The organism is Maritalea porphyrae, assembly GCF_030159895.1.
Lineage (GTDB): Bacteria > Pseudomonadota > Alphaproteobacteria > Rhizobiales > Devosiaceae > Maritalea > Maritalea porphyrae.
In genome coordinates this window covers 2,306,241-2,318,381 of sequence record NZ_BSNI01000002.1, presented here as the reverse complement: position 1 = coordinate 2,318,381, position 12,141 = coordinate 2,306,241, and the positions used below count along the sequence as shown (strand labels likewise).

Below are 12,141 nucleotides of genomic sequence, written 5' to 3'. Positions count from 1 at the left end.
GTACCATTATGCGTGATTTAGAGATCTACAAAAACCGTCTGCTGGCGCGCAAGGCCGAGCTTGATGCGCGTCTGCACAAAATTGAAGACCAGCTTGACGATACGCCAAACCCAGACGCGGAAGAGCGTGCGGTTGAGCGTGAAGACGACGAAATGCTTGAAGGCTTGGGCAATGCTGGGCTTAAAGAGCTGAAGAAAATTGATAACGCCTTGTCTCGCATGGAGAATGGTACATTTGGCATTTGCGCAAATTGTGGCGAAGAGATATCTGACGCGCGGCTTGATATTGTTGCCTACGCCACCAAGTGTCGGCATTGCATGTAGTCACATTTCTTGACATCTGGGGTTGGGCGTAACATAGCCTCTAAGGCAATTGGAGGTTCTATGTCTAAACTACCCATTATCATTGATTGCGATCCGGGCCAGGATGATGCCCTCATGTTGTTCTTGGCGCTCAATGCGCCAGAATTGGATGTGCGCGGCGTTGTAGCGTGTGGCGGCAATGTGCCATTGGCACGCACCGAATTGAACTGTCGGATATTGGTGGAGATGGCGGGGCGCACCGATGTGCCGGTGTTCGCCGGATGCGAAGGACCGATGGTTGAACCCTTGTTCACCGCGGAGTATGTCCATGGTGAAACGGGCATTGATGGGATCGACTTCTTCGAGCCAACAATTGAGAAGCAAGCGCAGCACGGTGTCGATTTCATCATCGAAACGCTACGCGCAGCTGAAGACAATGAAATCACCTTGGTGCCAACTGGGCCTTTGACCAATATTGCGATGGCGCTGGTGAAGGCGCCGGACATTGCGGCAAAGATCAAGCAGATCGTTTTGATGGGCGGTGCGAGCTTTGAGGGGGGGAATGTAACCCCTTCTGCTGAGTTCAATATTTATGTGGATCCGCACGCAGCAGACGTGGTGATGCGTTGTGGCCGCCCGATTGTGATGTTCGGGCTCGATGTTACTCACCAAGTGATGACCGACGACAAAGTGGTTGCGGATATGCGGGCGCTCGATAATCGGGTGGCACACGCATCTGCGGGCATGCTTGAGTTCTTTGGCCAATATGATGCCGCAAAATATAGCGCTGATGGTGGCCCTTTGCACGATCCATGCACCATTGCTTGGCTGTTGGAGCCTGAGATTTTTGAGCTCAAAGCGTGCCATGTGGCCATTGAAACGCGCAGTGAGCTTACGCGCGGACACACTGCGGTCGACTTTTGGGGTGTTACAGGAAACACGCCAAATGCAATGTGGGCATACAAGGCAGATCGAACGCGATTCTTCGCATTATTGACTGAGCGGTTGGCCCAATATTAACAGCTTCTTACATCATGCAAAATTAGGGCTTTTGTTCGCTCAATTTTTGCGCTAAGAGACCCCCGAAATTCCGGCAGGGGTTGGTCCCTTTGTTTGTTAATTAGCCGGATGCTAAGCGAACGGAGAAATTACGCATGGCGAAGGAAAAGTTTGAGCGGAACAAGCCGCACGTAAACATTGGGACAGTTGGTCACGTTGACCACGGCAAGACAACATTGACAGCAGCGATTACGAAAGTATTGGCTGAGGCTCAAGGTGGTACAGCTACAGCGTTTGACGAGATTGACAAAGCGCCTGAAGAAAAAGCACGTGGTATTACCATTTCCACTGCTCACGTTGAGTATGAGACAGACAACCGTCACTATGCGCACGTTGATTGCCCAGGGCACGCTGACTATGTGAAAAACATGATCACTGGTGCGGCTCAGATGGATGGTGCTATTTTGGTTGTTAACGCAGCTGATGGCCCAATGCCACAAACACGTGAGCACATTTTGCTTGCACGTCAGGTTGGTGTTCCAGCACTTGTTGTGTTCATGAACAAAGTTGACCAAGTTGACGACGAAGAGTTGCTTGAGTTGGTTGAGATGGAAGTACGTGAGTTGCTTTCTTCTTACGAATTCCCTGGTGACGACATTCCAATCATTGCAGGTTCTGCATTGGCAGCTTTGGAAGGCCGTGACGACAATATCGGTAAAGAGAAGATCCTTGAGTTGATGGCTGCAGTGGATGAGTACATCCCAACACCAGCACGTCCTAAAGATCAGCCATTCTTGATGCCAATTGAAGACGTATTCTCAATTTCTGGTCGTGGTACAGTTGTTACCGGCCGTGTTGAGCGTGGCGTGATCAATGTTGGTGAAGAAGTTGAGATCGTTGGCATCAAAGACACGCAGAAAACAACAGTTACTGGTGTTGAAATGTTCCGTAAGTTGCTCGACAGCGGTGAAGCTGGCGACAATATCGGTGCTTTGATCCGTGGTGTTGACCGTGAGCAAGTTGAGCGTGGCCAAGTTCTTTGTAAGCCAGGTTCAGTAACGCCTCACACCAAGTTCATTGGTGAAGCGATTATCTTGACCAAAGACGAAGGTGGTCGTCACACACCATTCTTCAACAACTACCGTCCACAGTTCTACTTCCGTACAACTGACGTGACTGGCGTTGTGACATTGCCAGAAGGCACCGAAATGGTGATGCCTGGTGACCGTGTTGAGATGAATGTTGAATTGATCGTGCCGATCGCGATGGAAGAGCAACTCCGCTTTGCTATCCGTGAAGGTGGCCGTACCGTTGGTGCCGGCGTCGTTTCAAAAATCATCGAGTAGATTTAACAGCGCAAAGGCGGCGCGTTCATTAACGTGCCGCTGACGCGTATTTTTAGGAAGCATCGACATGAATGGTCAAAACATTCGTATCCGGCTTAAAGCGTTCGACCATCGAGTACTCGATAGTTCAACGAGCGAGATCGTAAACACTGCTAAGCGCACAGGCGCTCAAGTTCGTGGCCCGATCCCGTTGCCAACACGAATTGACAAATACACTGTCAACCGTTCGCCGCACATCGATAAGAAGAGCCGCGAGCAATTTGAAATTCGGACTCACAAGCGTCTTTTGGACATTGTTGAGCCTACTCCACAGACAGTGGATGCACTCATGAAGTTGGATCTGGCGGCCGGTGTGGACGTCGAGATCAAACTTTAAGATAAAAGAAAAAGGTGTAAACCGATGCGTTCAGGTGTGATCGCACAGAAGCTGGGCATGACCCGGATCTTTACTGAGGATGGTCAAGACATCCCTGTAACGGTTCTTGGTCTTCAGAACTGCCAAGTTGTCGCTCAGCGGACGGCGGACAAAGATGGTTATACAGCGCTCCAATTGGGTGCGGGTACAGCCAAAGTAAAGAATGTAACAAAGGCAAGCCGTGGACATTTCGCGGTTGCTAAAGTTGAGCCAAAGCGCAAGCTGGCTGAATTCCGTGTATCGGAAGACAACATGATTGATGTGGGCGCCGAAATGTTGGCTGACCACTTTAATGTTGGTCAGTTGGTTGACGTTTCAGGTACTTCAATCGGTAAAGGTTTTGCCGGTGCGATGAAGCGGCACAACTTTGGCGGCATGCGTGCTACTCACGGTGTTTCGATCTCTCACCGTGCGCACGGCTCGACTGGTCAGTGTCAAGATCCAGGTAAAGTCTTCAAAGGTAAGAAGATGGCTGGTCATATGGGTGCTGTTCGGACAACAACTCAGAACCTTAAAGTGGTTAAAACTGACGTAGAACGCGGTTTGATCATGGTTCAGGGTGCTGTTCCAGGCTCAAAAGGTGGCTGGATTATGGTTCGCGATGCTGTGAAAAAAGCAATTCCTGCTGATGTGCCAACTCCTGGTTCATTTAAAGCGGTTGTTGTTGCAGCTGAAGCTTCAGAAGGGGGCGCTGAATAATGGAACTTTCAGTTCAAACCCTTGAGGGCAAAGCTGCTGGTAAAGTTGAACTTGCAGATGACGTGTTCGGTCTAGAGCCACGCGCTGACATTTTGCACCGTATGGTTCGCTATCAGCAGTTGAAAAAAATGGCTGGTACTCACGAGACCAAAGGTCGTTCTGACATTCGCGGCACAACAAAGAAATTTGTTCGCCAAAAAGGTTCAGGCGGCGCTCGTCACGGTAACCGTAAGGTTCCACAATTCCGTGGTGGTGGTCGTGCTTTTGGACCAGTTACTCGCTCACATGCGATTAGCTTGCCGAAAAAGGTACGTGCATTGGCGCTTAAACTTGCTTTGTCTTCTAAGGCAAAAGCGGGTGACCTTGTGATCCTTGATAAAGCTGAAGCAAAAGAGCCAAAAACAGCTCAATTGAAAAAGTCTTTTGGTGCACTTGGTTTTGACAACGCATTGATCATTGGTGGTGCTGAGCTAGACGAGAACTTTGCTCGTGCGGCGCGCAACATTCCACATATCGATGTTTTGCCTGCGCAAGGTATCAATGTTTATGACATCCTTCGTCGCAATAAATTGGTCTTGACCAAGGCGGCATTGGAAAGCTTGGAGGCACGTTTCTCATGAGCACCGAACGCGCATATGACATCATTCGCAACCCAGTTGTGACTGAAAAATCAACTTATGCTTCTGAGCATAACCAAGTTGTTTTTGACGTCGCGATCGACGCAACCAAGCCTGAAATCAAAAAGGCGGTTGAAGGTTTGTTCTCTGTTAAGGTTCAAGCCGTTAATACGTTGATCCGCAAGGGTAAAGAAAAGCGTTTCCGTGGCCGGGTTGGTCAGCGTAAAGACGTGAAAAAGGCAATCGTTACATTGGCTGAAGGTCAGTCAATTGACATTGCTACCGGACTTTAAGGCAGGGACGATTAGAAAATGGCTTTGAAGCAATATAATCCCACCTCGCCAGGCCAGCGTGCCTTGATCGGTATCGATCGCTCTGAACTACACAAGGGCGGTCCGGTCAAGAAGTTGACGTCAGGTCTGACATCTAAGGGTGGACGAAACAATTCTGGTCGCATCACCATGCGTCGCCAAGGTGGTGGCGTGAAGCGTGCCTACCGTTTGGTAGACTTCAAGCGTCGCAAATATGACGTTGTTGGTACTGTTGAGCGTTTGGAATACGATCCAAACCGTACAGCCTTCATCGCTCTTGTGAACTATGAAGATGGCGAGCAAGCCTATATCTTGGCTCCACAGCGTTTGGGTGCTGGTGACAAAGTTGTCGCTTCACGCAACTCAGTGGACATCAAGCCAGGCAACGCAATGCCACTTGAGCGCATGCCGGTTGGTACAATCGTACACAACGTTGAAATGAAGCCATTGAAGGGCGGTCAGATCGCTCGTTCAGCTGGCACATATGTTCAATATGTTGGTCGTGACCAAGGTATGGCTATCCTTCGCTTGGGTTCAGGTGAAACACGTTTGGTTCCAGGCTCTTGCATGGCAACAGTTGGTGCGGTATCTAACGCCGATCACTCCAACACAAACCTTGGTAAAGCTGGCCGTAAACGCTGGTTGGGCAAACGTCCTCAGGTTCGTGGTGTGGCCATGAACCCGATCGATCACCCACACGGTGGTGGTGAAGGTCGTACTTCTGGTGGTCGTCACCCAGTGACACCCTGGGGTAAGCCAACTAAGGGCAAGCGTACCCGCTCTAACAAATCAACGGACAAATTTATTGTTCGTTCACGTCATCAGAAGAAGGGCAGGTAGGTCACATGACACGTTCTGTTTGGAAAGGTCCGTTTGTAGACGGATATCTGATCAAAAAAGCCGAGAAGGTCCGGGAATCTGGCCGCAACGAGGTTATCAAAATCTGGAGCCGTCGCTCTACAATTTTGCCTCAGTTCGTTGGATTGACCTTTGGCGTTTACAATGGCCAGAAACACGTGCCTGTGAATGTGACTGAAGAGATGATTGGCCACAAGTTTGGCGAATTCTCTCCGACCCGCACATATTACGGCCACGGCGCCGATAAGAAGGCGAAGAGGAAGTAACAATGGGTAAGGCAAAGCGTGAGCGTACGCTGAAAGACAACGAGGCACGGGCAGTGCTGCGCCAAGTGCGCACCAGCCCTCAAAAGTTGAACCTTGTTGCAACAACTATTCGTGGCAAGAAAGTCGAAAAAGCTTTGGCTGATTTGGCATTCTCACCAAAACGAATTGCCAAAGACGTGAAAAAGACATTGGAAAGCGCAATTGCCAATGCTGAAAACAACCACGGTCTGGATACAGACGCGTTGATCGTTGCTGAAGCATATGTTGGCAAGTCGCTTGTGATGAAACGTTTTCGTCCGCGTGCACGTGGTCGTGTAGGAAAGATCTTGAAACCTTTCTCTCACTTGACAATCGTTGTGCGTGAAGTTGAGGAGGCTGCATAATGGGCCATAAGATCAATCCAATTGGTTTCCGCCTCGGCGTAAACCGCACTTGGGACAGCCGCTGGTACGCCAACAAAGGCGAATTCGGCACGTTGTTGCAGGAAGATCTGAAGATCCGCAAAATGCTTGAGAAGACTCTTAAGCAAGCTGCAGTTTCTAAGATTGTTATCGAACGTCCACACCGTAAGTGTCGTGTGTCTATTCACACAGCGCGTCCTGGTATCGTGATCGGTAAAAAAGGCGCTGACATCGAAAAACTTCGCGCAAAAGTGCGCAAGTTTACAGATTCAGAAGTGCACTTGAACATTGTTGAAGTTCGCAAGCCTGAAACTGACGCAACTTTGGTTGCGCAAGGTATCGCACAGCAGCTTGAGCGTCGGGTTTCGTTCCGTCGCGCTATGAAGCGTGCCGTACAAACAGCAATGCGCATGGGCGCTCAAGGCATTCGTGTGAATGTTGCGGGTCGTTTGGGCGGTGCTGATATTGCGCGGACTGAATGGTACCGTGAAGGCCGTGTGCCGTTGCACACTCTTCGTGCTGATATCGACTATGGTACAGCAGAAGGTGAAACAACTTTCGGCATTATCGGTGTAAAAGTTTGGATCTTTAAAGGCGAAATCCTTGAGCACGATCCAATGGCACACGAACGTCGCGCTACAGAAGGCTCAGGCGAAAAGCCTCAGCGTCAGCAGCGTCGTCAGAACGCCGGTTAAGGAGCATATTGAAAAATGTTGCAACCTAAACGCACCAAATTCCGCAAAATGCACAAAGGCCGTATTCGCGGCGTGGCAAAAGGCGGTAGCGCATTGAACTTTGGGTCTCACGGCCTTAAAGCACAAGAGCCAGAACGTGTGACGTCTCGCCAGATTGAGGCAGCTCGTCGTGCGATGACCCGCCACATGAAGCGTGCGGGCCGTGTTTGGATCCGCATCTTCCCTGACGTGCCTGTAAGCACGAAGCCGACAGAAGTTCGGATGGGTAAAGGTAAAGGTTCGATCGATTATTGGGCCGCTCGGGTTAAGCCTGGTCGGGTCATGTTTGAGATTGACGGTGTATCGGACGAAGTTGCACGTGAGGCTTTGCGCCTTGCAGCAATGAAGTTGCCGATCAAGACACGTGTTGTTACACGTATCGCCGACTAAGGGATCGATAAGATGAAAGCGAATGATGTGCGGGCTAAGACCGCAGATGAGCTGAAGCAAGAATTGCTGGACCTTAAGAAAGAGCAGTTCAACCTGCGTTTCCAAGGTGCAACGCAACAGCTTGAAAACACCGCGCGAGTTCGGCAAGTACGCCGCGACGTTGCACGGGTTAAAACAATCCTGCGCGAAAAAAGCGTAGCGGGCGAGTAGGAGCGGCTTAAATGCCTAAACGTATATTGCAAGGGACAGTAGTCTCTGACAAGAACGACAAAACGGTTGTTGTGCGCGTCGAGCGTCGCTTCACACACCCACTACTGAAAAAAGTGGTACGTCGTTCGAAAAAATATCAGGCTCACGACGAGGCGAACACAGCGAAAGCTGGCGATATTGTTCAAATCCAAGAATGTGCGCCGATTTCGAAGAACAAAAGATGGGCCGTTATTCAAGCTTCTTAAGAGCTTTGAACTTCGGACTTTGGATTTAAGTAGAGGTTGGCATAAACCAACCAACAATTAAGAAGGCTACCAGTCATGATTCAGATGCAGACGAATCTCGATGTCGCGGATAACTCCGGTGCACGTCGTGTTATGTGCATCAAGGTGCTGGGCGGCTCTAAGCGTAAATACGCTTCTGTAGGCGACACAATTGTTGTTTCCGTTAAAGAAGCTATTCCGCGTGGCCGTGTTAAAAAGGGACAAGTTATGCGTGCAGTTGTTGTACGTACAGCTAAAGACATTCGTCGTCCTGATGGTACCACGATCCGTTTTGACCGCAACGCAGCGGTTTTGGTGAACACTAGTGAAGAGCCAATCGGCACACGTATCTTTGGCCCAGTTCCTCGTGAACTTCGCTCAAAGAACCACATGAAGATTGTTTCGCTTGCACCGGAGGTGCTCTAGCAATGGCTGCGAAAATTAAAAAGGGCGACAAGGTTATTGTCCTCACAGGTCGCGACAAGGGTAAAACCGGCGATGTGTTGAGCATCAACCCAGGTGACAACCGTGCGGTTGTCCAGGGTGTGAACCTTGTTAAGCGTCACCAGCGTGCGACCCAAACTGAAGAGGGCGGCATCTTTACAAAAGAAGCGCCAATTCATTTGTCAAACATCGCGCTTGTTGATCCTAAAGAGAACAAACCAACTCGTGTTGGCTTTGTTGTTAAGGACGGCGAGAAAAAGCGCGTTGCAAAACGTTCGGGAGAAGTGATCGATGGCTGAGAACTACGTCCCACGCCTGCGCACGCACTATGACGAAGTTGTTCGTGCAGCGCTGATCGAAGAATTTAACTACAAGAACCCAATGCAGGTTCCTAAGCTCGACAAGATCGTGCTGAACATGGGTGTTGGTGCAGCAGTTAATGACAGCAAAAAAGTGAAATCAGCAGCTGCTGATTTGGAAGCAATTGCTGGTCAAAAAGTAGTGATTACTAAAGCTAAGAAATCTATCGCGGGCTTTAAAGTTCGTGAAGAGATGAACTTGGGTTGTAAAGTAACTCTACGTAAGACGCAGATGTATGAATTCATGGATCGTTTGGTAAACATTGCTTTGCCACGTGTACGTGACTTCCGTGGTCTGAACGAGAAAAGCTTTGACGGTCGTGGCAACTTTGCTATGGGCATTAAAGAACATATCGTTTTCCCTGAAATCAATTACGACAAAGTCGACCAAATTTGGGGCCTTGACGTGATTGTTTGTACGACTGCAAACACAAATGAAGAAGCGTTGGCGCTTCTTAAGGGCTTTAACTTCCCGTTTGGGCAAACAGCCTAAAACGTGACAGTCGGATAAGGACGAGAGAAGAATGGCAAAGAAAAGCGCCGTAGAGAACAATGAGAAAAAGCGCCGTTTGGTAGCACGTGATGCTGAAAAACGCGCGGCTCTCAAGGCGATCACGAAAGACGCTTCACTTCCACTGGAAGAGCGGTTCCAAGCACAGCTAAAATTGGCTGCGCTACCTCGCAATGGTGCAAAAGTTCGCTTGCGCAACCGTTGTGAAGTAACTGGTCGCCCACGTGGGTATTATCGCAAGCTCAAAATGTCACGTATTGCACTACGCGATTTGGGCAATAAGGGAAAAATCCCTGGCCTCGTGAAATCGAGCTGGTAAGGAGAATTAAGCGATGAGTTTTACTGATCCGCTTGGTGATATGCTGACACGTATCCGGAATGCGCAAATGCGTAACCGGACTAGTGTCAAAACACCTGCATCTAAATTGCGGGCTCGTGTGTTGGATGTTTTGAAGTCTGAAGGCTTTATTCGCGGCTACACCGTTACTGAATTTGAAAACGGTTCTGCAGAATATGACGTTGAGTTGAAATATCTCGACGACAAGCCTGTCATTCGCGAAATCCAGCGTGTTTCTAAACCTGGCCGTCGCGTGTATGCTTCTGTGAAGAATATTCCACAAGTTGCGAATGGTTTGGGCGTTTCGATCGTATCTACACCAAAAGGTGTGATGGCTGATCACGAAGCACGTTCCAATAATGTTGGTGGGGAAGTGTTGTGCCGCGTCTTTTAAGGCGTTCACAATTATCCTCTTTAAAAGCTACGGTTTGATCCGAGAAGGCAAAAGAAAATGTCTCGTATTGGCAAGAAACCAGTCGCCCCAGTTGATGGTGTGACGGTCACAATCGAAGGCCAGACGGTTAAGGCAAAAGGCCCAAAAGGCGAATTGTCTGTCGATCTGGTGGATCTCGTGACTGTTGAAATGACCGACGAAGGCGTCAAGGTCACTCCTGTGAACGAAACGAAAGCTGCTCGTTCTGCATGGGGAATGTCACGCACATTGGTACAAAATATTATTACCGGTGTGAAAGATGGATTTGAAAAGAAGTTGGTAATCAGCGGTGTTGGTTATCGTGCGCAAATGCAAGGTTCTGACCTTAAGTTGGCGCTAGGCTTCTCACATGACGTGATTTTCAAAGCCCCAGAAGGTATTCAACTTCAGGCGCCACAGGCGACTGAGATTGTTATCTCTGGCATTGATAAACAAGTTGTTGGGCAAGTTGCCGCAAACATTCGTGAATTCCGGCCACCGGAGCCTTATAAAGGCAAGGGTATCCGTTATGAAGACGAATATATCTTCCGCAAAGAAGGTAAGAAGAAGTAAGGACGCGAAAACATGGCGAACCGCAGCCAATCTAAGGACCGCCGTAAGGCGAGGGTACGTCGCGCAGTTAAGTTGCGCGCTAATGGGCGTCCTCGTTTGTCGGTATTCCGCTCTGAGAAAAACATTTATGCTCAGGTCATCGATGACACAACAGGCCGCACGGTAGCTGCTGCATCAACATTGGACAGCGATGTCAAAGTTGATAAAGGCTCAAACCAAGCAGCTGCGACTGAAGTAGGCAAATTGCTTGCTGCACGTGCAGTGAAAGCCGGCGTTGAAGACGTTGTGTTTGACCGTGGTGCATATCTTTATCATGGCCGCGTGAAAGCTTTGGCAGAAGCAGCACGCGAAGGTGGTCTTCGCTTCTAATGAATGCGATGACTGAATTGAGAACAATTGAGAAGAATTGGTTGAGACGATGAGAGACAATCAAGAGCGCGATAGCGAATTTGTTGATCGCCTGGTCCACATCAATCGCGTGGCGAAAGTGGTAAAGGGCGGCCGTCGTTTCGGCTTTGCTGCACTTGTTGTGGTTGGTGATCAGAAGGGCCGTGTTGGCTTTGGTCATGGTAAAGCACGTGAAGTGCCTGAAGCGATCCGCAAGGCAACTGAGCAAGCTAAACGTCAAATGATCCGTGTGCCACTACGTGAAGCACGTACATTGCACCACGATGTAAATGGTCGCCACGGCGCCGGTAAAGTTCTGCTTCGCGCAGCTCCTGCTGGTACTGGTATCATTGCTGGTGGTCCTATGCGTGCGGTTTTTGAAACTTTGGGTATTTCCGACATTGTTGCGAAATCTCAAGGTTCAGCAAACCCATACAACATGGTGCGCGCTACCTTTGATGCTTTGAAAAACCTTGAAAGCCCACGTTCAGTTGCTGCACGTCGTGGTTTGAAAGTTTCTGAAATCCAAGGTCGCCGTCGTGAATCTGACGTTGGCGAAACAGCAAGCGCATAATATAAGCGTTTGAACTGGAGTTGAGACATGGCTGATAAAACAGTAACAGTAGAGCAGATTGGTAGCCCAATCCGCCGCACTCAGGACCAACGCGCTACGCTTGTTGGTCTTGGCTTGAACAAGATGCATCGTCGTAAAACACTGGAAGATACACCAGCTGTTCGCGGGATGATCAACAAAGTTTCCCACCTCGTTCGCGTTGTCGACGAGAAGTAATTAAAGGGTTTGTCATGCGACTGAATGAGTTGGCCGACAATCAAGGCTCTACAAAAAGCCGTACACGCATTGGTCGTGGTATCGGTTCTGGCAAAGGCAAGACAGGTGGCCGCGGTGTTAAAGGTCAAAAGTCACGCTCAGGCGTGTCTGTAAATGGCTTCCGCGGTGAACAGACTAACCTGATCCAGCAAATGCCTAAGCGTGGATTTAACAATCCTTTCGCGAAGAAGTTTAATGCTGTGCGCTTGGATCGCATTCAATCAGCTATCGATGCTGGTCGTTTGGACGCCAAGGGTGTGGTTGATGTGACAGCTCTCGTTGGTGCAGGCGTTATCCGTCGTGCTAAAGACGGTGTGCGCTTGATCGCTGGTGGCGAATTCACTGCGAAAAAAGTGACATTTAAAGTTGATCACGCATCAAAGGGCGCTTTGGCGGCCGTTGAAGCTGCTGGTGGTAAAGTAGACCTTCCTGCAGCTGAGTAATAACGAACATTTTTCCTTGAGTTAAGGACTGAGCT

Annotated in this window: 24 protein-coding genes; all 24 read left to right on the top strand. The window is 49.4% G+C overall.

The window, feature by feature from the left end; translation table 11 throughout:
- Window positions 1–8 precede the first annotated feature (8 nt).
- The 24 genes from QQL65_RS14765 to rplO all read left to right on the top strand — a co-directional run bounded on the left by QQL65_RS14765 (window position 9) and on the right by rplO (window position 12,106).
- On the top strand, window positions 9–323 hold the full coding sequence (locus QQL65_RS14765) for a TraR/DksA family transcriptional regulator (RefSeq protein ID WP_284365738.1): 315 nt from the start codon (window positions 9–11) through the stop codon (window positions 321–323).
- 60 nt (window positions 324–383) lie between these two features.
- Window positions 384–1,322 (top strand): nucleoside hydrolase, encoded by a 939-nt coding sequence (locus QQL65_RS14760; RefSeq protein WP_284365737.1) that lies wholly within the window; start codon window positions 384–386, stop codon window positions 1,320–1,322.
- Window positions 1,323–1,456: 134 nt separating this feature from the next.
- Window positions 1,457–2,647: an elongation factor Tu gene (gene tuf, locus QQL65_RS14755; RefSeq protein ID WP_284365736.1), complete on the top strand. Its 1,191-nt coding sequence runs from the start codon at window positions 1,457–1,459 to the stop codon at window positions 2,645–2,647.
- A gap of 67 nt (window positions 2,648–2,714) precedes the next feature.
- Complete coding sequence (gene rpsJ, locus QQL65_RS14750) at window positions 2,715–3,023, top strand: 30S ribosomal protein S10 (RefSeq protein ID WP_269393995.1); 309 nt, start codon at window positions 2,715–2,717, stop codon at window positions 3,021–3,023.
- A 24-nt stretch (window positions 3,024–3,047) separates the two neighbouring features.
- A complete protein-coding gene (gene rplC / locus QQL65_RS14745; protein ID WP_284365735.1) occupies window positions 3,048–3,761 on the top strand; it encodes a 50S ribosomal protein L3 in 714 nt (237 codons plus the stop codon).
- Window positions 3,761–4,381, top strand: coding sequence for a 50S ribosomal protein L4 (gene rplD, locus QQL65_RS14740; protein ID WP_284365734.1), 621 nt, complete (start codon window positions 3,761–3,763; stop codon window positions 4,379–4,381). Before rplC ends, rplD begins: the two co-directional genes overlap by 1 nt.
- Entirely contained in the window at window positions 4,378–4,671 is a 294-nt protein-coding gene (locus tag QQL65_RS14735) for a 50S ribosomal protein L23 (RefSeq protein WP_284365733.1), read from the top strand. The genes rplD and QQL65_RS14735 overlap by 4 nt, the downstream gene beginning before the upstream one ends.
- An 18-nt stretch (window positions 4,672–4,689) precedes the next feature.
- Window positions 4,690–5,529 carry a 50S ribosomal protein L2 gene (rplB, locus tag QQL65_RS14730; RefSeq protein ID WP_284365732.1) on the top strand — a complete coding sequence of 280 codons (840 nt, stop codon included), beginning with the start codon at window positions 4,690–4,692 and terminating at the stop codon, window positions 5,527–5,529.
- Window positions 5,530–5,534: 5 nt separating this feature from the next.
- A complete protein-coding gene (gene rpsS, locus QQL65_RS14725; protein ID WP_284365731.1) occupies window positions 5,535–5,813 on the top strand; it encodes a 30S ribosomal protein S19 in 279 nt (92 codons plus the stop codon).
- Window positions 5,814–5,815: 2 nt separating this feature from the next.
- A complete protein-coding gene (gene rplV, locus QQL65_RS14720) occupies window positions 5,816–6,196 on the top strand; it encodes a 50S ribosomal protein L22 (RefSeq protein WP_284365730.1) in 381 nt (126 codons plus the stop codon).
- Window positions 6,196–6,909: a 30S ribosomal protein S3 gene (gene rpsC / locus QQL65_RS14715; protein WP_284365729.1), complete on the top strand. Its 714-nt coding sequence runs from the start codon at window positions 6,196–6,198 to the stop codon at window positions 6,907–6,909. The genes rplV and rpsC overlap by 1 nt, the downstream gene beginning before the upstream one ends.
- 15 nt (window positions 6,910–6,924) lie before the next feature.
- Window positions 6,925–7,338: a 50S ribosomal protein L16 gene (rplP, locus tag QQL65_RS14710; protein ID WP_284365728.1), complete on the top strand. Its 414-nt coding sequence runs from the start codon at window positions 6,925–6,927 to the stop codon at window positions 7,336–7,338.
- Between the two features lie 12 nt (window positions 7,339–7,350).
- Window positions 7,351–7,548, top strand: a complete 198-nt coding sequence (gene rpmC / locus QQL65_RS14705) for a 50S ribosomal protein L29 (protein WP_284365727.1) — start codon at window positions 7,351–7,353, stop codon at window positions 7,546–7,548.
- 11 nt (window positions 7,549–7,559) lie between these two features.
- Entirely contained in the window at window positions 7,560–7,793 is a 234-nt protein-coding gene (gene rpsQ / locus QQL65_RS14700) for a 30S ribosomal protein S17 (protein WP_284365726.1), read from the top strand.
- Window positions 7,794–7,868: 75 nt separating this feature from the next.
- Complete coding sequence (gene rplN / locus QQL65_RS14695) at window positions 7,869–8,237, top strand: 50S ribosomal protein L14 (RefSeq protein WP_284365725.1); 369 nt, start codon at window positions 7,869–7,871, stop codon at window positions 8,235–8,237.
- A 2-nt stretch (window positions 8,238–8,239) separates the two neighbouring features.
- On the top strand, window positions 8,240–8,554 hold the full coding sequence (gene rplX / locus QQL65_RS14690; RefSeq protein ID WP_284365724.1) for a 50S ribosomal protein L24: 315 nt from the start codon (window positions 8,240–8,242) through the stop codon (window positions 8,552–8,554).
- Window positions 8,547–9,107 carry a 50S ribosomal protein L5 gene (gene rplE, locus QQL65_RS14685; protein WP_284365723.1) on the top strand — a complete coding sequence of 187 codons (561 nt, stop codon included), beginning with the start codon at window positions 8,547–8,549 and terminating at the stop codon, window positions 9,105–9,107. The genes rplX and rplE overlap by 8 nt, the downstream gene beginning before the upstream one ends.
- Window positions 9,108–9,138: 31 nt before the next feature.
- Window positions 9,139–9,444, top strand: a complete 306-nt coding sequence (rpsN, locus tag QQL65_RS14680; protein ID WP_284365722.1) for a 30S ribosomal protein S14 — start codon at window positions 9,139–9,141, stop codon at window positions 9,442–9,444.
- A 13-nt stretch (window positions 9,445–9,457) separates the two neighbouring features.
- Window positions 9,458–9,856 carry a 30S ribosomal protein S8 gene (gene rpsH, locus QQL65_RS14675; RefSeq protein WP_284365721.1) on the top strand — a complete coding sequence of 133 codons (399 nt, stop codon included), beginning with the start codon at window positions 9,458–9,460 and terminating at the stop codon, window positions 9,854–9,856.
- A gap of 57 nt (window positions 9,857–9,913) precedes the next feature.
- The gene (gene rplF, locus QQL65_RS14670; protein ID WP_284365720.1) at window positions 9,914–10,447 is read left to right on the top strand and encodes a 50S ribosomal protein L6; all 534 of its coding nucleotides are present in this window, start codon (window positions 9,914–9,916) and stop codon (window positions 10,445–10,447) included.
- Between the two features lie 12 nt (window positions 10,448–10,459).
- Window positions 10,460–10,816, top strand: coding sequence for a 50S ribosomal protein L18 (gene rplR / locus QQL65_RS14665; RefSeq protein WP_284365719.1), 357 nt, complete (start codon window positions 10,460–10,462; stop codon window positions 10,814–10,816).
- A 49-nt stretch (window positions 10,817–10,865) separates the two neighbouring features.
- Window positions 10,866–11,408 carry a 30S ribosomal protein S5 gene (gene rpsE / locus QQL65_RS14660; RefSeq protein ID WP_284365718.1) on the top strand — a complete coding sequence of 181 codons (543 nt, stop codon included), beginning with the start codon at window positions 10,866–10,868 and terminating at the stop codon, window positions 11,406–11,408.
- Window positions 11,409–11,435: 27 nt separating this feature from the next.
- A complete protein-coding gene (rpmD, locus tag QQL65_RS14655; RefSeq protein ID WP_284365717.1) occupies window positions 11,436–11,624 on the top strand; it encodes a 50S ribosomal protein L30 in 189 nt (62 codons plus the stop codon).
- A 14-nt stretch (window positions 11,625–11,638) separates the two neighbouring features.
- Window positions 11,639–12,106 (top strand): 50S ribosomal protein L15, encoded by a 468-nt coding sequence (gene rplO, locus QQL65_RS14650; RefSeq protein ID WP_284365716.1) that lies wholly within the window; start codon window positions 11,639–11,641, stop codon window positions 12,104–12,106.
- The last annotated feature ends 35 nt before the right edge of the window (window positions 12,107–12,141 follow it).